Origin of the sequence: Sphaerisporangium sp. NPDC051017, assembly GCF_040683095.1 — a bacterium.
Classification (GTDB): Bacteria; Actinomycetota; Actinomycetes; order Streptosporangiales; family Streptosporangiaceae; genus Sphaerisporangium.
In genome coordinates, this window is the sequence record NZ_JBFBCI010000005.1 from 1 (window position 1) to 19,470 (window position 19,470).

At 67.8% G+C, this 19,470-nt stretch carries 14 protein-coding genes and 1 pseudogene; 11 read left to right on the forward strand and 4 right to left on the reverse strand.

The genetic code is table 11. The features are described from left to right. Positions 1 to 173 precede the first annotated feature (173 nt). From AB0M95_RS06415 to AB0M95_RS06465, 11 genes and pseudogenes are all read left to right on the forward strand, one after another. Positions 174 to 1,175: a LuxR C-terminal-related transcriptional regulator gene (locus tag AB0M95_RS06415; RefSeq protein ID WP_363760341.1), complete on the forward strand. Its 1,002-nt coding sequence runs from the start codon at positions 174 to 176 to the stop codon at positions 1,173 to 1,175. A 19-nt stretch (positions 1,176 to 1,194) separates the two neighbouring features. After that, entirely contained in the window at positions 1,195 to 3,027 is a 1,833-nt protein-coding gene (locus tag AB0M95_RS06420) for a S9 family peptidase (RefSeq protein ID WP_363760344.1), read from the forward strand. 217 nt (positions 3,028 to 3,244) lie between these two features. Continuing rightward, positions 3,245 to 3,784 carry a hypothetical protein gene (locus AB0M95_RS06425; protein ID WP_363760347.1) on the forward strand — a complete coding sequence of 180 codons (540 nt, stop codon included), beginning with the start codon at positions 3,245 to 3,247 and terminating at the stop codon, positions 3,782 to 3,784. A gap of 33 nt (positions 3,785 to 3,817) precedes the next feature. Beyond that, positions 3,818 to 4,603, forward strand: coding sequence for a helix-turn-helix transcriptional regulator (locus AB0M95_RS06430; protein ID WP_363760350.1), 786 nt, complete (start codon positions 3,818 to 3,820; stop codon positions 4,601 to 4,603). Then, positions 4,600 to 5,802, forward strand: a complete 1,203-nt coding sequence (locus AB0M95_RS06435; RefSeq protein WP_363760353.1) for a M20/M25/M40 family metallo-hydrolase — start codon at positions 4,600 to 4,602, stop codon at positions 5,800 to 5,802. The genes AB0M95_RS06430 and AB0M95_RS06435 overlap by 4 nt, the downstream gene beginning before the upstream one ends. Positions 5,803 to 5,933: 131 nt before the next feature. Then, the gene (locus AB0M95_RS06440) at positions 5,934 to 7,040 is read left to right on the forward strand and encodes an NAD(P)-dependent oxidoreductase (protein ID WP_363760356.1); all 1,107 of its coding nucleotides are present in this window, start codon (positions 5,934 to 5,936) and stop codon (positions 7,038 to 7,040) included. Continuing rightward, entirely contained in the window at positions 7,037 to 7,819 is a 783-nt protein-coding gene (locus tag AB0M95_RS06445) for a methyltransferase domain-containing protein (RefSeq protein ID WP_363760359.1), read from the forward strand. Before AB0M95_RS06440 ends, AB0M95_RS06445 begins: the two co-directional genes overlap by 4 nt. Then, a complete protein-coding gene (locus AB0M95_RS06450; protein WP_363760362.1) occupies positions 7,816 to 8,487 on the forward strand; it encodes a class I SAM-dependent methyltransferase in 672 nt (223 codons plus the stop codon). Before AB0M95_RS06445 ends, AB0M95_RS06450 begins: the two co-directional genes overlap by 4 nt. Continuing rightward, positions 8,484 to 9,629: a hypothetical protein gene (locus tag AB0M95_RS06455; protein ID WP_363760365.1), complete on the forward strand. Its 1,146-nt coding sequence runs from the start codon at positions 8,484 to 8,486 to the stop codon at positions 9,627 to 9,629. Before AB0M95_RS06450 ends, AB0M95_RS06455 begins: the two co-directional genes overlap by 4 nt. 12 nt (positions 9,630 to 9,641) lie before the next feature. Further along, complete coding sequence (locus AB0M95_RS06460; RefSeq protein ID WP_363760368.1) at positions 9,642 to 10,025, forward strand: S-adenosylmethionine decarboxylase; 384 nt, start codon at positions 9,642 to 9,644, stop codon at positions 10,023 to 10,025. A 266-nt stretch (positions 10,026 to 10,291) separates the two neighbouring features. Further along, a pseudogene (locus tag AB0M95_RS06465) lies at positions 10,292 to 11,398 on the forward strand (SUMF1/EgtB/PvdO family nonheme iron enzyme); the annotation flags it as partial. A gap of 354 nt (positions 11,399 to 11,752) precedes the next feature. Here the strand turns inward: AB0M95_RS06465 and AB0M95_RS06470 are convergent. The 4 genes from AB0M95_RS06470 to AB0M95_RS06485 form a co-directional block, all read right to left on the reverse strand. Next, the gene (locus tag AB0M95_RS06470; protein ID WP_363760806.1) at positions 11,753 to 12,190 is read right to left on the reverse strand and encodes an NUDIX hydrolase; all 438 of its coding nucleotides are present in this window, start codon (positions 12,188 to 12,190) and stop codon (positions 11,753 to 11,755) included. 1,269 nt (positions 12,191 to 13,459) lie between these two features. Beyond that, positions 13,460 to 15,085, reverse strand: a complete 1,626-nt coding sequence (locus AB0M95_RS06475) for a serine/threonine-protein kinase (RefSeq protein WP_363760371.1) — start codon at positions 15,083 to 15,085, stop codon at positions 13,460 to 13,462. A 32-nt stretch (positions 15,086 to 15,117) separates the two neighbouring features. Continuing rightward, positions 15,118 to 18,258, reverse strand: a complete 3,141-nt coding sequence (locus AB0M95_RS06480; protein WP_363760374.1) for a DEAD/DEAH box helicase family protein — start codon at positions 18,256 to 18,258, stop codon at positions 15,118 to 15,120. Further along, entirely contained in the window at positions 18,255 to 19,334 is a 1,080-nt protein-coding gene (locus tag AB0M95_RS06485) for a restriction endonuclease subunit S (RefSeq protein WP_363760377.1), read from the reverse strand. The genes AB0M95_RS06480 and AB0M95_RS06485 overlap by 4 nt, the downstream gene beginning before the upstream one ends. Positions 19,335 to 19,470 lie beyond the last annotated feature (136 nt).

A 19,470-nucleotide genomic window follows, 5' to 3' on the forward strand; every position in this document is an offset into this window, starting at 1 on the left:
CACGCACGCCCTGAACAGGGTCAATTACGTGATCGGCATGCTCAATTACGTGATTGCAACCGCCTCACCGCTGCGCAATTCCGTGATCGTCGACAAACCACTCATCGCCCGACACGGCAAGAGAGGCCATCACAATGCGCGTTCGGCCCACTACTCTCTGATCGGAGGTGACGATGGACGGACAGGATCAGGTCAAAGCGCAGCGCCTATTGGAGGGCGTCGTCCCAGAAGAGATCTTCGTGTCGTACTCCATGCTGCTCACGGAGGGCGGCTGCCCTGAGGACGACGCCGCGTCCCTGCTTGGAAGCAGTGAGCAGGTCGCGGAACTTACGGCCCGCGGGATGGCGCATCGCCGGCCGGATGGCCCCTTGATGCCGCCGCGTCTCGTGCCCGCTCCCCCAGAACTCGCACTCCAGGGTGTCTTGACGGACCTTTCACGCCGTCTCGTCAGCGATCAGGAGCGGTTGCTGGCTGGACACAAGCGACTGAGGGAGTTCCACCAGACGCCGGCCGCGGCGTCCTCGAACTCTGCGATGGACCGGCTCGTACAGATCGTCACCGATCGGGACGAGATCAGCCGCCTGTCCTACGCACTCATCAACGCCGCGCGGCACGACTGGCTCACGTTGGACAACTACGTCCTGGAGGCGCCCGTCGAGGACTCCACCGGGTACGTACCGCTACCAGTCTTCGAGGGCCAGGTTCAATGCCGGGCGATCTACGAGACCCGCTGCGCAGAGCACCCGATCGGTGCGAAGACGATCGAGGCTGCAGTGGAAGCCGGAGAACAGGCGCGGCTGCTGCCTCGCATCGGGATGAAGATGAAGCTCGCAGACGAGGCCGTCGCGCTCCTTCCGCTGACGCCCACAGGGATGGGCGGGGCTCTGCTCGTACGCTCGCCCGTCATCGTCGGTGCGCTGCGCGAGTACTTCGAACTGCTCTGGGAGAAGGCGATCCCGTTCGGAAGCACGGAAGCCGTCGGGCCACTCACCCCTGCGCAGTCGCAGGTGCTGCAGTTGCTCAATCAAGGACTATCCGACGAGGCGATTGCCCGGCGGATGGACATCAGCGTCAACACCATGCGCAGACACTGGACCGCCATCCGCGATGCGCTGGACGTGGAGACCCGCTTCGCCGCCGGAGCCGCAGCAGCGCGCCGCGGCTGGATCAACTGAACCCGAGAGGCCCTGTCACATGCCCGAATACCTGGACTTCGTTCCCCAGCAACGCTTCCAGCCGACCCTTGCGCTGTCCCCGGACGGCCAACTGGTCGCCTACTCCAGCCACGCCTCCGGACACTACGACCTGTGGGTCGTTCCCGTCACCGGCGGCGAACCGCGCCGCGTGGCGGGCTTCGACGACCGGACAGTCCGCCAGATCGCCTGGACCCCCTCCGGCGGCCGGCTGGTCTTCACGGCCGACGAGAACGGGGACGAGCAGTTCCGCATCTACCTCGTCGCTCTGGATGGCAGCGACCTTACCGAGATCAGCTCCGGTCCGGACTGTCAGCGTGTCCTGGCCACGTCGCCATTCGACCCAACCGGCCGCTTCCTGGCCTACACCGCCAATAACCGCGACCCCGCCGCTCAGGACCTCATCGTCCACGATCTAGGGAGCAGCGAACTCCGCCGCTTCACGCCCCCGCAAGGGGTCGCGTTCGAGGCCGTCAGCCTCTCCCCCAACGGCCGCTGGCTGCTGGCGACCGGGTTCCGTTCCAACACCGACATAGCCATCTATCTCACCGACCTGAGCGGCCCGGACGCCACGCCGATCTGCATGACATCCCCCCTGGGCGAGGGTCTCTTCGAGCCCGGAGTCTGGGCGGCGGACTCCAGCGGCTTCCACCTGCTCACCGACCATTGGAGCGAGTTCACCGCCGCCGCCTTCTACGACCTCGCAGCCAGCTCCCTGCAGGCGATCGCGCGCCCGAGTTGGGACGTCGAGGTCCTCGACGCCGCCGCGGGAGTCCGCATCTGGTCAGTCAACGAGGGCGGCAGCTCCCGCCTGCACGCCGACCGCGACGGCAGCCCCATCTCGCTGCCCGGCATCCCGCCCGGCGTCATCTCCGCGCTGTCCCTGGCGCCTGACGCCTCCTTCGCGGTCGTCCTGATCAACTCCGCGGCGAGGCCGGCGGAAATAGCGGTCCTGGACCTGGCCCGCCACGAGTTCCGCTACCTCACCGACACCCGCCCTCCGGCACTGCACGTCATCGACCCCGTCGCCCCCGAGCTGATCACCTACCCGGCTCGCGACGGACGCGACGTCCACGCTCTGCTCTATCGCCCGAACGGCCCCGGCCCTCACCCGGTCCTGCTGTCCATCCACGGCGGTCCGGAATCCCAGGAACGCCCGCTCTACGCCCGCTCTGGTCTCTATCAGCATCTTCTCCATCAGGGCATCGCCATCCTGGCCCCCAACTTCGCCGGATCCACCGGCTACGGCACCGCCCACCAAAAGCTCATCTACTGCGACTGGGGCGGCATCGACCTCGACGACCTGGACCACGCCGTCAAGTACCTCCGCACCCTCGACTGGACCGACCCGAACCGCCTCGCCGTCATGGGCGCTTCCTACGGTGGTTTCGCTGCTCTGTCCTGCCTGGCCCGTCTCCCCTACCCCTGGGCTGCGGGCGTCTCCCTGTGCGGTCCGAGTAACCTGCTCACCTTGGCGAAGGCGTCGCCCCCCACCTGGAAGACCTTTGTCGCCACAGTCCTCGGCGACCCTGACACGCGCGCCGAACACCTCCTGGCACGCAGTCCCGTCACCCACGCCGACGGCATCAACGCTCCCCTGTTCGTCCTGCAGGGAGCCCATGACCCACGCGTCCCCCAAGCCGAATCCGACCAGATCGTCGCCCGGCTGCGCGAACGCGGCGTCGAAGTGCGCTACGACATCTACCCCGACGAAGGACACGGCTTCACCAACCGCGCCAACGAACTGACCGCGTACGAGGCCATCAGCGCGTTCCTCCACAACCATTTGATCGCCACTACGGCCGACCGCCCCGAACCGCTCCATGTGGGCTGAAAGTTCCAGATAGAACAGTGCCCACCCGTAAGACCGGATGGGCACCGCCGAGATCCCATCTCACGCGATGTAGCGGGACCGAGCCGGGTCAGCTGCCGTACTCGCGCGGTTACAGCCACGTCTGCGGTAGTTCCTAGGCGTCTTCGTCCACACCCCGGTACCGAGTACCCGTGCTGTTTGGCTGATCCGCCTGAAAGACGCGGACGGTGAGGGCACGATGGGTCTCTCACCCGCTGGCCAACTCGTGGAGGAGAAGGTGCAGGACGCCTTGTTCAGCGGCCCGTCCGCCGAGCCGGACCCGATCGTGATGACCCTGTACGCCGAGTATTACGAGCTGATGTGGCAGGGGCTCAAGACGCACGAATTCCGGCGCAGGTTCCTGCGTGACCAGCCGGCGAGGTGGTGGGTGTACCTGAACGCGCCCGTCTCCCGGCTGATGGCAGTCATCGACCTGGGACCGGCAATCGTGGGCAGCCCGCAGGAGATCGCCGCGATCGCCGAGCGAGTGCGGCCCGGCAACGGGGCCAGCGTCCTGGAGTACATCCAGGACTTGGAGCAGGCGTACGCGATTCCGATCCTGCGGGTGCGCGAGTTCGAGGGCCTGTCGGCGGAGGAGCTGCGCGAACATCTCGGCTCGTGGCACCCGCCGCAGGGCTATCTACGTCTGCGCAACCCGGGAAACCTGGACATGTTGCGCATCTGCGAGAAGATCGCAGGCGGGGAGCCGATCCGGCAGATGACCGTGCACCATCCGTAAGCTGCCGCACCGCGGCCAGGAGGTGAAGGGCCGATGGCCCGCCGTACGGAAGCACAGGCAGAGCCGTCGCCGCTGCGCCGGGCGCGCCTGGCGCGCAACTGGACGCTGGAAGACGTCGTCGAACAGATGGACCGGCGCAGCCCAGGCGGCCACTCGGGAGTGACACCGAGCATGGTGAGCAGCTGGGAGCTGGGCCGCCACACCACGAGTATCGGCCACCGCAAGACCCTGTGCGAGATCTACCGGCTGCCGCCCGAGACGCTGTTCGCTCACCAGGACGCCGGGCTGGGCCAGCGGGCGGCGCCGCGGCTGCTGGCCGGCTACCGCGACCTGCAGCGGGCAATGCTAGCTACCGTCGCAGGGGCGCGCGAGTGCCTGGTGGTGATGGGCTCCAGGTCGCGGGATGTGGACTATCTGCGAGCGATCGAGACGGCGTTGGAGCAGCACCCGGCGCTGATCTACTACCGGGTGCTGTACGGGCCGCCACATCACCAGGTGCTCACCGCGCATCTGCTGCGGCTGCTGGAGCTGCGTGATCCCGAAGACCGTAGTCTGGGGGTCAAACGGCTGCATCTGGGGGTGGTGGAGGACCCGATGGCGCCCGAGCGGTTTTTCGTGGCCAGCGAGCGCCAGGCGGTCGTGCCTATCCCCAGCCTGACCTCGCATGAGGCGTTCGACTCCGGCGTGGAGCTGGGCGCGGCCGAGGCACGACGGCTGTTGGACCACGGTCGGCAGGCGTACGCGGCTTCGCGCCGGGTCGAGACACGCCAGCAGGTGAGCGGCCTGCCGGTGCTGCGAATGCGAGAGGACTGCCCATGAACGCCACCATGCACACGATCGCGCTTCACGGCGCCCACGCCGATCATCAGGCGGTGGTGAAGCTGACCCGCGAGCTGGTGCGCATCCCCAGCCGCGGTGGCGTTGACTCCTACGATCCGGTGCTGGACTACACCGCGGCGTGGCTGGCCGGGCACGGCCTGCACCCGCGCCGGCTGACCGGGTCCGGGGCGACGGTTGCGTTGATATGCGAGGTTGCGGGCGCCCACCCTGGCCCCCGCTACGTGCTGGACGCGTGCTTGGACACCGCGCCGTACGGTGACGAGGCGGCGTGGTCGTACCCGCCGGCCTCCGGCGAGATCATCGGTGGGTGGTTGCATGGGCGAGGCAGCGCCGACTCCAAAGCGGGTGCGGCGATCTTCGCGCATGTTCTGGCCAGGCTCCAGCAGGCACGACACGATCTGCATGGCAGTGCGGTGCTGCTGCTGGACGTGGACGAGCACACCGGCCGATTCGGCGGCGCGAAAACCTACTTCGAGGGACCCGCCGCGCCCGACCGTGTAGACGGCGTCATGATCGGTTACCCGGGCATCGACCACCTGGTGATCGGCGGGCGGGGGGTACTGCGCGCCCGCGTGCACGTGCATGGGGTGGCAAGCCATTCCGGTGGCAGCAGAACCACTCCGTCTGCCATCGCCAAGGCCGCCGAACTGGTCAGCGCGCTGGGCCAGGTCCCCCTGCCCGCTGGAGACGGGGAAGGATTCCCGCCGGCTGCGAAGCTGACGGTGACTGCGATCCGCGGTGGTGAGGGCTATTCGGTCACGCCGGACCTGTGCACACTCAGTGTGGATATCCGGCTCACCCCGTCCCTGGACGACAGCGCCGCAGAGGATCTGCTGCGCGGCTGCGTGACCCGGGTGGACGCCGGGTGGTCGGGCACTCAGCCGTCCCACGTGGAGATCACCACCCGCTGGCCGCCGTATCGGCTGAGCGACGCGTCGCCGCTGAAGGCCGCGCTGCTGGAGGCGGCCTCGGCCGCCGGGCTGGCCACCGAAGCGAAAGTGGCCGGCCCGTCGAACATCGGCAACTACCTGGCAGGCCTCGGGATCGAGGCTACTGCCGGGTTCGGCGTCGACTACATCGGGCTGCACGCCACCGACGAACGTGTCCGGCTCGACTCGATCCCGCCGGTCCAAGCCGCCTACCATCACGCGCTGCTCACCCTCCTGCGTCCCGCCTGAACTGGGACGACGCGCTCCGCGTCGACAGCTGGCCGACAAGTGGCAGACAAGCGGCCACCAACCGGTGCGCTGGTCGGCCGCCATGCTCCGGGCGATGGTGCAAGCAACACCACCATCACCTGGGAGGTCGCGTGGAGCATCGTTCCCCTGATCTGACGATCGGGTTCCCGCGTGAAACGGGACCTGAACGTCGCACCATATGCACGCCCGCGCTCGCCGCCGACCTGGCGCGCGCCGGATTCGGTCTCATCGCCGAGCCCGGTATCGGAGCGGGCGTCGGCATCACCGATGACGCCTACACCTCGGCTGGAGTCCGACTGGTCGGAGCCGACCGGGTGTGGTCGGCGCCGCTGGTGCTGCGTTACAAGTCGCCCGACCCTGCCGATCTGGCTCGCCTCAGTCCGGGGCAGCACATCGGCGCGCTCTTCCACGCCGAGGGTGACGCCGACCTGCTGGCCGCTCTGCAGGCGCGCAAGGTGACCGCGTGGAGCTACGAGTTCATGGCCGAGGGCGGCCGCTTCCCGCTCGGCAAGGCCGGCGGGCAGATCGCCGGTATCCAGGCGGTGCTGGCCGGCGCCCAGGCGCTGCAGCACCCGGCCGGGCGCGGCGTCTTGCTCGGCGGCGTGGACGGCGCCGAGGCGGCCCGCGTCGTTGTTATCGGCAGCGGCAACGTGGGTGCTGCCGCTGCTCGCACCGCCGCCGCGCTCGGCGCGCAGGTCGTTGTGCTACCCAGATGCGAAGCCTCACGCGCCGGCTACGAGCGGAGGGCCCCGGCCGGGGTCCGGGTGCTGGTCAACTGCCGTGACGTGCTTCTGGAGCAGTTGAAGGACGCCGACCTGCTGGTGGGCGCGGTCCTGGTCTCCACCTACGACACCTCTCCCATGATCACTGACGCGGATTTGGGGCTGATGCGGCCCGGCGCGGTCATCGTCGACGCCACCTGCGGCTACGGGCCCGGCTACCTGCCTACCGCGGGGCCGGTCCAGCAGGCTGGCGATGAACCACGCTTGGCGGGAGGCATCCTCCACATCAAGGTCGACATGTGGCCGGCGCTGGTGCCGGCGACGGCGACGGCCGCCTACACCAGCAACGCTGCCCCATACCTGGTGAGGCTCGCCCGTGTTGCGCTCCTGGGGGAGGAGGATCCGGTCGTCCAGGCCGCGCAGATCTCCCGAGCCGGGCAGCTGACGCACCCGGTGCTCCTCCAGCACGCCCGCTTCTACGGGATGCAGCCATGACTGCCACCAGCACCGCCCCCGCCGTTAGGGCCGGTCGGCGGCCGGCCGAGAGCGGTTATGAGGAACGGGCCGCCACCTACGCGGCGGAGATTGCGTCGCTAGCGCCGCCGCGCCTGCTGGACGGGCTCCTGCACCCGGGGACGACGGTGGCTGAGATGCCGTCCGGCACAGGCCACTTCCTGCGTACCTACGCCGCCGCGGGCGCGCACACGGTCCTTGTCGACTCCAACCCGGCCATGCTGGCCGCTGCCCGGCCTGCGGTGCGCGGGCAGCACCTGCACACCGTGTGCTCCCCCATCCAGAACGTGCAGCAGGCCCAGACGGGGCCGGTCGGGCTGGTGGTGATCCCGAACGGTGCGCTCAACCAGCTGGCCGCCGACTGCGGGTGTGAAGGCGTGCTGGCCGGGATGAGCCGGGTGCTGGCGCCCGGCGGGCTGCTCCTGGCCCAGCTGGTCGACGAGGTGGGCGGCTGCGGCTTCTACGATCCGGGGCTGCCGAACGGGCAGTGGACGATCGACCGGCGCATGCGCGGCCTGCACGGAGAAGAGCTCGTGCGGATGCGTCGCCAGCGCCACCATGGCGACCTGGTCAGCATCGACCTCACCCTCGCCGCTACCGGAAGTGTGCGATACGACCACCAGGTGTGCATCCGGCTTCTGGGCGCGGACGGGCTGCGCGAGCTGCTGACCGCCGCGCGCCTCGAGGTCGTACATGAGCTGGCCGGCGACGACGACCACCTCACCGAGCTGCTGATGCGCCCCGCCGTGGAGGGGCGGTGAACTCGACCGTCGCAGAAGCCGGCCAGTATTGGGACCGCTACTACAACCAGGCGTTCGTGCCGGGCCAGGGCCTGGAAGAGCTCCTCGACACCCTGAAAGCTCTGCCACCGGTTCGGACGTGGCTGGACGCCGGCGCGGGGTCGGAGTCGCTGCTGTGGTCGATACCGCTTCGCGCCGAACGGCTCGTCGCCGTCGACATCGACGCCGACCGGCTGGCGCTGCTGCGCGCCTACGCCGACACCGGCCGGCCCCGCCCCGCCTATCAGACCGTCCTCGACCTGTGCGGCCGCAGCCAGCGGGACTTCGCCGTACGCTGCCGGTCGCTGGCCGCCACCGTGCGCGCCGACTGCCTGACCGGGCCGCTTCCGGTCGCCGACGGCAGCGCGGACCTGCTCACTCAGGTCGGGCTGCTCGGCCTGACCTCCACCCCGGCGGCGTTCACGACGGCGTGGGAGCACCTGCACCGAGCGGTCGCGCCGGGCGGCTGGTGCGCGGGCGCCAACTGGGTCGCCGCCGACCCCGCTCCGGGCCGCGTCCGCCTCACCGCCGGTCTCTACCAGCGGGCCTGCACCGCCAGCGGGATCATCCCGCATCTGCTCACCAGGGTCCCCATCAGCGGCGACCCGGACTTTACCGCCGTCTGGATCTACGCAGGGAGGGCATCATGACACGCCAGCACCCCAGCGACAGCCTGATCTTCGCCCCCGTCGGCATCGCGCACCTGACCGCAGACAACGCCGACCTGCTGCGCTCGGCCGCCGCAGGCCGCTCGCAGCTGCGCATCACCACCGCCGCCCAGCTCAACGGCGTCCCCCACTTCGGCACCGTCGTCACGATGCTGACAGTGTTCGCCGTCGCCGCCCACGCTTCGCAGGTCCTCAACCTCCCCGCCATAGTGATCTTCGATGCGTTGGAGAACGCCCCGGCGGAGCACATCACCCTCGACGATGAGGACTACACCCGCAACGTCGGCGACCTCATCGACGCCGGCCGCCTCGACGCCGGCGAACGCACCGCCGCATTCGAGCGGCTGCTGGCCTGGGCCGCGGACCGATCCGGCATCAGCTACGAGGTCCGCCCCTACGACGCCTACCAGGGGCTGCGACCTGTGCGCGAGTGCCTGCACCACATCGCCTCCCGTCTGGAGGACTTCCGGCCGATCGTCGCCCCCGCAGACGGGATCGTGCGGATCCGGCCCCGCTGCCCCACCTGCAGGCTGATGCGCAAGTCCGCGAAAGGCCTGCAGATCACCGCCCTGTCGGGGGCGGTCCGCCTCGACAGCACCTGCCCGCTCCACGGCCCCTACAGCGAGACCGTGCACATCGACGGCGGGGGCTGGTACGACGCCAACACGCCGGTCCGCTCCATCCAGAAGGGCTACCTCCTGGCCGCCGAACGTGACATGTACGAGGCGTGCTCGGTGTCGGTGGATGGTGCCGACTGGGGCGGCGCCTGGCACGCGCACGTCCTGGCGCCCGGCCTGGCCGCGCTCGGCGTCCCACCACCCGCCTGGCCGGTTTCGATCTTCACACCGCTCATCGTGGACCGCACCGGCGGAAAACTGTCCAAGAGCCTGTACGTAGCGCGCGGAGCCTACGCCGACCTGCCGGCACAGTTCCTCGACCTGAACGTGCTCCTCGACACCCACGGCGAGGACGTCTTCGACGTGGTGTGGACCGAGGTCACCCGGTGGGCCGCCGAACCCCGGCGGCTGCACCGCTCCTACACCGTCGACTACCTGCGCGCGCTGCTGGAAACGGGCTTGCCCGTCCCCTTCGAGCAGACCGGGCAGGCTTCCCGCATCGCCTGAAACGAGCGCCCCATGACCATGACTCATGTCGTCTATGACATCACCGGCTGCCCCGGACTCGATCAGTTGTCCGGCGACGAGCTGATCGACGCGATGCGGCAGACCGCGCACCGGCTCGGCTGCACACCCCGCACCTCTCTCATCGACCCGTTCGAACCGTTCGGGCACACGTGCGTGCTGGTGCTCTCCGAGTCCCACATCACCGTCTCCACGTGGCCTGAGAGCGGCCTGGCGCACATCGACGTGTTCACCTGCCGGGCACAGGTAGAGCCCGGCGAGGCGATTGGCCCGCTGTTGCGGCTGCTCGGCGGCCAGATCGCCAACACCCAGCAGGTCCCGCGCCTGCCCCCCGACAACGCGCTGCACGCTGCACAAGCAGGCGAGGCGAGGCGATGAGCGTGATAACCGGCGCAGGCATCCTGCGCGAGATCAGCGCCCGCCTGCAGAACAGACGCCGCGACAGCGAAGCCGGCGGCTCACCGCCGCCGCTGCCGCCGCTACTGATGCTCGGCTGCATGGAACGGGTCGGCTCGAACTGGCTGTCCGACAGCCTGCGCCCCCTCATGAGCCAGCATAACGAGCCGCTCCGACAACAGCTCGGACCAGATCACCCGCTGTCGGCGCTCAACACGCACCCGGTCGGGCTGGGCAACCCTGACCAGATGCTCACGCCCTACGCGCGACACTGGCTGACAGCGTTCGCCGTCACCAAGTACACCCCCACCCGCCAGGTGATCAAGGAGACCAATCTGTTCGCTGCGGTTGAGCACGTCCTGACGCTATTCCCCGACGCGCCTGCCGTGGTGCTCACTCGCAGCCCGCTCGGCGTCGCCAGCTCCTTTCGGCGCGGCGATCTGTTCACGCGCTGGCGCTACCCAGACCGCTACCGGCAGATCGCCGCCACGGCGTCGGGCACCGGCCTGGCCCACCTCGTGCCTGACGACGATCCACCCGAGGCGGTGGCCCTCACGCGCCTGCACGTACTGAACACGCTCTATCTGGCCGCTGCCCTCGACCGCCGCCGCGACGGCCGGCCACTCGCCGTGATCTCCTACGAGCAGGCAGTCCTCGACCCACCTGCGTCCTGGGCCCGGCTGGCTCACATCGTGCCCGAGCTGGACGGCGTACCACGCCCGAGCACGACGCCACCGGGCAGCTGCCACCCTGTCAGCGACAACACCTTCGCCACCACCACGGCGAAGACCAGCCTCCTCGCCCACCTCGACAGCCGATCCGCCGAACTGGTGGGCGAGACCGCAGACCAGACACTCCTCGCGGCCGGGCGCGTCTTCCGCGCACCGGTCACGGCGCTGGCCACACGGTGGCTGACGGGAGAAAGCCTGTACACGCTCGCCCCACCGCCTGCCCGCCGCCCGCCCACACCCTGCCCCGGCATCAGCCCGTCCAACACTCCGACCACATACGTTGCTCGTTGCGGTCTGTACTGGCGCAACCTGCTGGTATCGAACAGCGAGTTCGCCGCGCTCCTCAACGAGCTCGCCGACCACGGCCTGCACAACACCTCCGGCGGCGCCTACCTGCTGTGCTGCGAGATGCCGCACGAGCGCGGAGGCCGCCTGCACCGCGACCCCGTCAGCGGCCGGTGGACGGTCAGCCCCGGTTTCGAAAACCATCCGGCGTACTGGGTGACATGGATCGGCGCCGCCGCGTTCGCGGCCCGCCACGGCGCCCGCCTGCCGCAGTTGGCCGAGATGGCTGACCTGATGGCCGGCGCACAGGCCACCAACACCGACTACGCCGTGGGCGACACCGTGACGGTCGTTCAAGACGACGTACCAGCCGGCGCCATCCACCACCTGCTCGGCAACGTGCAAGTGTGGTGCCTCGACGGACCCGACCCGGCCGACGGGCCCATGGGCAGGTGGCTGACCGGAGCCGCATGGAACACCCCGTCGACGTGGGAGGAGGTTATCCGGCCGCGGCACCGCCACCTTGCGGGCAGCTCCCGCGGCGTCGGCATCCGCCTCATCGCCGATGATCCGGACCGCCCGATGCCGGTCGACCTGGTGGCCAGGCTGCTGGGCGAATGGATGAGCGGGCTGGCCGAGCGCAGCCTGCCCTTGAGCGTGCTCGACGGTCGCCTGGTGGCGGCGTTCACACAGTCACAGGCCGATGTTGGACTTGGCGCCCATGTAGGAACCGGCACCGGGCCATCCAGCCTGAGCCAGCTCGACGAACCGCGGAGAGAAGCCGATCGCCGGCAGGTCGGCCAGTGCCACGAACCGGACGCCGCGGATCGGTGTAGTGTCGGCGCCCTCGGCGACCGCGCCCACGCTGCCGCCGACCCGGGTGACCTCGAACGTCAAGTGCACGACGTGGGTACCGCCACCGGGCAGGTGGTCACACACGTACAGGAGCCGGCCGACCTCCACGTCGATGCCGGTCTCCTCGCGCATCTCCCGCACCAGGGCGTCGCCGATGGGCTCGCCCGGCTCGACCTTCCCGCCGGGCAACGACCAGGAGCGGCCGGTGCCGGTGTCCTGGTCCAGGAGCAGAATCTGGCCGTCCTCGATCACGACGCCCGTGACACGTACCTTCACCCGGGCACCGTACCCCGGCAAGCTGCGGCCGGGGTGGGGAATGGGCGGTCACAGGTGGTGATCGCCGCTGGAGGGCTGGGCACGAGAGTCCACGGATGGGCCCGGTACCTGCCTAAGGAGTGGCAGCCGGTGGACGGCCGGCCCGGCATCGTCCACATCCTGAAGGAAATCGCCGACCTCGGCCCTGCCCACGTCGTCATCGTCTACCACCCCTACTACGAGCCGTTCGTCGCCTGGGCCAGCCAGGCCCTGAGCCTCGATGGGCACGATCGCTACCTGCGGTCTGCCGGCCGCGCTATGCGCGGTGACCCCCTGTCCCATGAGCTGATTCTTGAGTGGGTGCCGCAACGCGGTAGTTACGGCGACCTCACGTCCGTCCTCAACGGCGCCGACCACTTCGCCGGTCGGCGGGCATTCAGCACTGGCGAGCTGTGGGTGGCGTTCGGTGACAATCTGTACCCGGCGTTCAACCCGCTGGCCGCGCTGCGGCAACCTACGGCCGGTGCAGTCGTCCTTGCGCGCCCATACCAGCCCGAACTGGCCCAGGACCGCGGCGTGATCGCCACCGAGCGCTGTGCCGGCGGCACCCTGATGGTGGAACTCGTGGAAAAGCCGGGACGGTGCGCCGCGCGAGCGCTGGAAGAACGCTACGGCCCGGACAACCTGATGCTGCTGGAGGGCCGGGCCCGCGTCGACGGCGACTTCATCGACTACGCCCGCACGTACCTGTCCGAGCCCAGCGGCGAGCCGAGGCTGTCGCTGGCCCTTGCCGCATACGCCCACAAGCGTCCTGTCCACGTCGTATGCACGACCAGCGAGGTCGTGGACCTCGGCACCCCTACGGCTTGAAGCGGCCGGGGAAGCAGGACTGCCCGCCGTGGTGGCGGATTCGAGATCAACAGGCAGGCCGGCCAGGCCGCAGCGATCGGCGGCGGCGTCCTGCGCCTGCTCCCGACTCAACCCGGCCTACCGACAACAGGGCAGACCAGGGAGGATAACTGTGACTCCATCACCCGCCGTTTTGCCGCAGCGCACTCTCGGCCGGTGCAAGACGGATCGTCCAACCATGTACCGCTCGAATATTGAGTTACGCGCACTGAGCTGCGGATAAGCGGCGGGGTGGTATTCGCTGATCGTGCCTGCGACGACGGGTTTTCGCGGATGGATCGCAGGCGATGCGACTCGGAGAACAGAAAGACCGAATGCAGCCGGTGTCGCGCCACACTGCCGATCCCGAACGAGCACGACATGATTGCTTAGTCACGAACATCATTCGAGGAAAGGCGGCCCTCCTTGGACAGATCTCAGTCGCCCGATCTGCTTGTCGAGATTCCGTATCTGGGTCGAGCCAACGCCGAACGCCTCCGCTAGAAGCGGACGGACGGCTTCGAACTCCGCTATCGCTTCGTCCGGGTATCCGGACGCTGCAAGCATCTGTGCGATGACGAAGCGTGATTCTCGGATCCGCTCTCCAGTGTCGTCGTCCTCCGCCGAGTTGGCGTTGGCGGCGTTGCCCACGTAGAAGCGTAGGTGCGGCAGGGCCTTGTCCGGCTTGCCGATCTCGGCGTAGGCGTGACCCGCGTGATATGAGCAGTCGAGGACGTAAAAGTCGTTCTGGGAAAGCCGCTTGCGGTAGTCGCGTCCGACGACGTCGAACAGCGACGCCGCCCGGGTGTACTCCCCGGCGTAGAAGTGCGCCGCGGCCAGGAAGTGTCGCAGCCGCAATTCCAGGAACGAGTTCTCGGCGCGGGCGACACCATCCTCCAGGAGACGGATCGCCTCGGATGGATGGTCGTTGTCCAGGAGCACCTGGACGTTGGACCGCAACTCCTCGAATTCGTCTTCGGTGAGCTTTCCCCGGCCGGTGCCCTGCTCCTGACGCTTGGCCGGAGCCAGTAGCGGCCGCCGGAACGGACGGGTCGGGTCGCGGTTCTCGTCGAGGTTCCCCGTCCCACCGGCCGATCCGCCCGGCACCGTCACGAACGGGAGGAGTTCCTCGTAGACGGCCTCCGCCGAGGGCCGAACCGCTGGCTGCTTCGCCATCATCGCCGACACCAGTGCATCGAGCTCCGCCGGGACGTCCGGGCGGCGCGCCCGCACCGACGGCGCCGCCGACTGGAGGTGATGGAAGCGCATGGGCCTGTCGGTCGTCCCGTGGAAAGGCACATCACCGGTAAGCAGTTCGAACAGCAGGCAGCCGAGCGAGTAAACATCCGAGGCGGAGGCCACCGCCTGGCCGATGCACTGCTCTGGCGACATGTACGGCGGGGTGCCGACGGTCCGATCCACCTGGGTGAGCCTCGGCAGCGCCCCCGCACCGCGCAGGATCGCGATGCCGAAGTCCAGCACCTTCACCAGGCCGCCGTCCACGAGCATCACGTTGGCAGGCTTGATGTCCCGGTGGACGATATCGACCCGGTGCACGTCCACCAGGACCGCCGCGATCTGCGCGGCGATCGACGCTGCCCAGGACACGCTCGGCGGCGCGCCGACATAGTCCGCCCTGTCCAGCAGCGACTCCAGCGTCGAACCGCGCAGCAGCTGCATGACGAGCCACAGCTGCGTCCTCCCGGCGGGGGCCGTCTCAACACCCGTGTCGTAGACCGCCGGAATGCCAGGATGCTCCAGCTGGGCGGTGGTGCGGATCTCCCGCAGAAACCGCCTCCGGTCCCGGTCCAGAGCGTCGAGGATCTCCGCCGCCTCCGGGCTGTCCGGCCCGGCCGGGATCGCACCCGACGAGGAGGTCCGGAGCATCTTGATCGCGATCCGCCGGTCTAGCCGCTCGTCGTAGCCGTGGAAGACCTCGCTCATGCCGCCCTTGCCGAGAGACCCGTCCACGCGGTAGCGCCCCGCCAGTAGCCGTCTCTCGGCCGGTTGTCCGGCCCCGTCCCCCACGTCCCATCACCTCTATCTCGAGATCGGAACTCCTACCCGGCCAGGCCGCCGGTTTCCCGTTGCATTTCTGCGCGGAGCTTGGCCAGCGCCTCATCCCGTGCGGGTTCGGTGATGATCCGGTAAGCGCGCTTGCGGGCAGCCTCTTTGATCGCCTTCTGGAACTCGTTGTTATCGAAATACAACTTCATGAAGGCGGTGTTACGTTCGGCGTTCTCCGCGACGATGTCGTCGAGCCGGTCGTCGGCAACCTGTCCGAACCGGGCCTCGTCGTTCATAAGCGCGATCTGCTGCATTCCGGTGTCCTCGACCAGGCCGACGACCTGCTGGTAGATCAGGATCTGGTCGGCGGTTCCCAGGCCGAGGCCGAACCGGTCGTTCAGCTCCTCGATCACCTCCGACAGCGGCTTGACCTCCGGCTCCCGGTAGCCGCCGCCGTCAGCGGCGTGGCCCCGCACGGCCCGGTCGCCGACCGCCGACAGCGACACGTTGTGCCGCCCGGTGTGCTCCAACCGGAAATGGCTCAGGTCCGCGTCGCCTATGTCGATGGAGGTCGAGGGCCGTCCGGGCAGCCGGAGCAGCAGGATCCGGCCGTACTGGTAGAGACGTTCGAGGTCCCGGTCGCCCCAGTCGACGATCTGCGCGATGAGGCTGTAGGCGCGCACGTAGTCCTGAAGCGCGCCCCGGAAGCCCTCCCGCTCGTCGTCAGTGTCCAGCGCGTCGAAGCGGTCCAACGCGGGCTTGAGGTATTCGTGCAGCTCAGCGTGGAGCTTCCGCTCGGCCGCCTCGGGCAAGCGGCCCGGTCCGGCTGCCGCCAGGACCCGGATGAACGCCTCCATCTCCGAGGCGACCAGCAGCTCGTACTCCATCACCTCGCGCTGCTTGGTGTAGAGCAGGTTCGGGTCGCTGGGCTCGGTGATCGTCGTCTCGAACCAATCCCAGAACGCGGCCTGGATGTCGGCCGCCTGGTTGACGAAGTCCAGGACGTGCACGTCGTCCTGCGACTTCAGCGGGTGGATTCGGTTCAGCCGGGAGAGCGTCTGCACTGCGGTGACCCCGGTCAGCGGCTTGTCGACGTACATCCCGCAGAGCAACGGCTGGTCGAACCCGGTCTGGTACTTGTCCGCGACGACCAGCAGGCGGTATTCGTCCTGGTTGCGCGCGGCAGCCTGCGGGTCGTCGGCCTTGGTGTACGCGAACCGGTCCGGCAGCTGCCCCTCAGGAAAGCCGTTGAGCTGCGACTCGGTGAACTCCAGGCCGGCGTCATCCTTCAGATGCCCGGAGAACGCGACGAGGGTGCCGCAGTCGGTGTATCCGCGCAGGGAGACGTAGTTGCGGATCGCCTGGTACAAATCGAGCGCGTGCTGCCGCCCGCTGGTGATCACCATGGCCCGGGCCCGCCCACCGAGCCGCCCGGCGAGGTTCTCCCGGAAGTCGTCGACGATCAACCGGGCCTTCTGCTCCAGCGACTTGGGGTGCAGTTCCGCGAGACGGACCAGTCGTGCCTTCGCCTTGCCGGCGTCGACCTCCGGGTTGGCGATCTGGGATTCGTTCTGCTCGACGGCCGCGTTCCGTAGCCGCCACTTCGTGTCGTAGGTGATGTAGTTGGCCAGCACGTCCAGGATGTAGCCCTCGTCGATGGCCTGCCGCATCGAGTAGATGTGGAAGGGGACGTACATCCCGACCTCGCCGGTGCGGGGGTTCGGCCGCTCGGGGTCGAAGGTTCCGAACAGCTTCAGCGTCGGTGACTTCGGCGTGGCGGTGAACGCGAAGTACGACAGGTTCGGCTGTCTGCCGCGCACCCGTGTCATGTACGTCGCGTCGTCCTCATCCTCCTCCCGCAGCGTCGCGTTCGCCCCGAGCGCCTGCTTGAGCTGGATCGCGGACTCCCCACCCTGTGAGGAGTGCGCCTCATCGATAATGACGGCGTATCGCTTGCCCGACAGCCCCATGTCGACGATCTTCTTCAGCAGAAAAGGATACATCTGCAGCGTACTGATAACGATCTTCGAGGTGGCGTCACCGAGGGCTGCCGCGAGCTGCGTCGAATCCACATCGATCTTCTTGACGACTCCGGGCGTGTGGTCGAACTGGAAGATGGTTTTCTGCAGCTGCCGGTCGAGCACCACCCGGTCGGTGATCACAATGATCTTGTCGAACACCGGCTGGTTGTCCGTGTCGAAGAGGTTCGAGAGCTGGTGTGACAGCCAGGCGATCGTGTTCGACTTCCCTGAGCCCGCCGAGTGCTGGATCAGGTAATGATGCCCGGCCCCGTTCTCTCGCGCGTGGTCGACCATCTTCTGCACCGCGTGCCACTGGTGGTAGCGCGGGAACACCTTCGGCGATGTGTGCGGGTTCTCCTTCACGCCCTTTCGGTCGGGCACCTGGATGTGCACGAACCGGTGCAGGATCTCCAGCCAGTTGTCGCGCTGCCAGATCTCCTCCCACAGGTAGTCCACGCTGTACGACCCCGGCTTGGCCTCCGGGTTCCCCGCCCCGCCGGACCGACCAGGTCCGTTGGAACCGATGTTGAACGGCAGGAACTGCGTGTCGGCCCCACGTAGCCGCGTGGTGATGAAGGCCCGGTCGGGGTCCACCGCGAAGTGGACCAGCGCCCGCTTGGAGAGGAACACGTCGTTCGGGTCCCGGTTTCGCCGGTACTGCGCAATGGCGTGGTCGGCGTTCTGCCCGGTGTTCGGGTTCTTCAGCTCGACCGTTGCGGTCGGGAGCCCGTTGACGAAGAGCGCCATATCGATCGAGCGCTTGGGGTGCCGCACGCTGTAATGTACCTGCCGGGCAACCGTCAGCACGTTCGCGTTGTACTCCGCGAGGGCGTCGGCGGCCAGGGTGTGGCCCGGGCGGAAGTACGCCAGGTCGATCTGCACCCCCCGGTCCCGCACCCCCTGCCGCAGCACGTCCAATACCCCGCGCGCGTCGACTTCGGCAGCCACCCGCTGCGCGAACTGCCGCTGCGCCGCAGTCTGGTCACCCCCGTAGAACCCGACCAGCCGGTCCCACTTCTTCTCCTGCGTCGCGCCAATGAACCGGAACATCTCCCCGCTTTCGAGCCCCAGGTCGACGTTGAACGTCCCCAGCGTCCGCGACCAACCACGGTCGAGCAGCTCCATCTCGACCCGATCCTCGAACGTCCGCTCGCCGTGCACACCAGGCGTCATACCGACGCACCTCCAGCCAGGGGGAGACCGGACGTGTCGGCTCCACGCGCAGTCGTGACATCGATCTGCCCGGTGACGGCAGCGGTGATGAGCGCCCGGCGACGCTCGGCGAGAAGGGCATTTGCGGCTGTCATCTCTGCCTGAGTCTTGTGAATAGCAGCGATCTCAGAATTCAGCACGGCAACCCGACGGCGACCGTCGCACGGAATGGGAATTCTATATGCCGCCAACTGTTCGCCGGTCAGATGTGGAATTGTTGCCAGATTCCCATCAGCGTCGAACACGCCAGCCGCCTTTGAAAAACGCAGCCAGTACATGAGCCATTCGACGGGAACATTGCTGATAGCTCGAACGCGGTGAAGCGACTTCTGATAGAAGACTTCTGGAGTTTGACCATCCCAGACAGCAGCTTCCGCTACACCAGCTCCGCCCTCGCACACCAAGAGGTCACCTTTCTTGACCCCGTATCGGCTTCTTTCGCCTGGCTCGAACGCCATTGTTGCCAAGTCGAATGTGCTGACCTCGTACCAATGAACATTCGCGTTGCGAAGGTAAGGCTGCTGGCCCTCTCCAGACGCGCGATCCGTGTTCAACATCTTGCCGAGCTGAACATCAAAATAGGCGTATACGGGCCCAACACTCCAATCACCTGGAATCGTTGGCAACCATTCCCAGCCGGTCCGCATGCGTCCCATGCGGCTACGGTCAGAGCCGCAGAGCTGCGCGCCAATTCGGGCCAGCTCAAGTTCACCGAGAGATGCGACCTGCGCAAGCCGCCTAGTCGTGAGCGCATCGATGCGGGCCGTCTCGGCGTCGAGGAAGTCAGCGATCCGCCGCTGCTCATCGAGTGGCGGCAACGAAACGGAAATCTCCGCAAGATCCTCCCAGTACAGCCTCCACTGCGCAGGCCGGATACCCTTGGATCGAATCCCGAACTGGGTCACGAGTGGCCCGGATCGCAGCAAGTGATGGAAGAAACGCGACTCCACCGATGCATCTACAGAACAAACTAGATAATCCGGACTCACTATTCCGTGATAATCCGATATTCCCACCGACCCCTGCCACGCCTTCATCTTGTTGACTACAAGATCTCCGACGCGCACTTCTTGGTACCGAGTGATATCTTCTGGCGTCTTGTTGAAATTATCAGATCTGGAGTCCTTTGGAATTACTCCATGATCACGATAGACCGATAGAACCTGCAGATCC

What these genes read in the sequence shown, in the direction of transcription:
- AB0M95_RS06415 (WP_363760341.1), top strand. Translation starts at nt 174, where the DNA reads ATGGACGGACAGGATCAGGTCAAAGCGCAGCGCCTATTGGAGGGCGTC.
- AB0M95_RS06420 (WP_363760344.1), top strand. Translation starts at nt 1,195, where the DNA reads ATGCCCGAATACCTGGACTTCGTTCCCCAGCAACGCTTCCAGCCGACC.
- AB0M95_RS06425 (WP_363760347.1), top strand. Translation starts at nt 3,245, where the DNA reads ATGGGTCTCTCACCCGCTGGCCAACTCGTGGAGGAGAAGGTGCAGGAC.
- AB0M95_RS06430 (WP_363760350.1), top strand. Translation starts at nt 3,818, where the DNA reads ATGGCCCGCCGTACGGAAGCACAGGCAGAGCCGTCGCCGCTGCGCCGG.
- AB0M95_RS06435 (WP_363760353.1), top strand. Translation starts at nt 4,600, where the DNA reads ATGAACGCCACCATGCACACGATCGCGCTTCACGGCGCCCACGCCGAT.
- AB0M95_RS06445 (WP_363760359.1), top strand. Translation starts at nt 7,037, where the DNA reads ATGACTGCCACCAGCACCGCCCCCGCCGTTAGGGCCGGTCGGCGGCCG.
- AB0M95_RS06455 (WP_363760365.1), top strand. Translation starts at nt 8,484, where the DNA reads ATGACACGCCAGCACCCCAGCGACAGCCTGATCTTCGCCCCCGTCGGC.
- AB0M95_RS06460 (WP_363760368.1), top strand. Translation starts at nt 9,642, where the DNA reads ATGACCATGACTCATGTCGTCTATGACATCACCGGCTGCCCCGGACTC.
- AB0M95_RS06480 (WP_363760374.1), bottom strand. Translation starts at nt 18,258, where the DNA reads ATGACGCCTGGTGTGCACGGCGAGCGGACGTTCGAGGATCGGGTCGAG.
- AB0M95_RS06485 (WP_363760377.1), bottom strand. Translation starts at nt 19,334, where the DNA reads ATGAAGGCGTGGCAGGGGTCGGTGGGAATATCGGATTATCACGGAATA.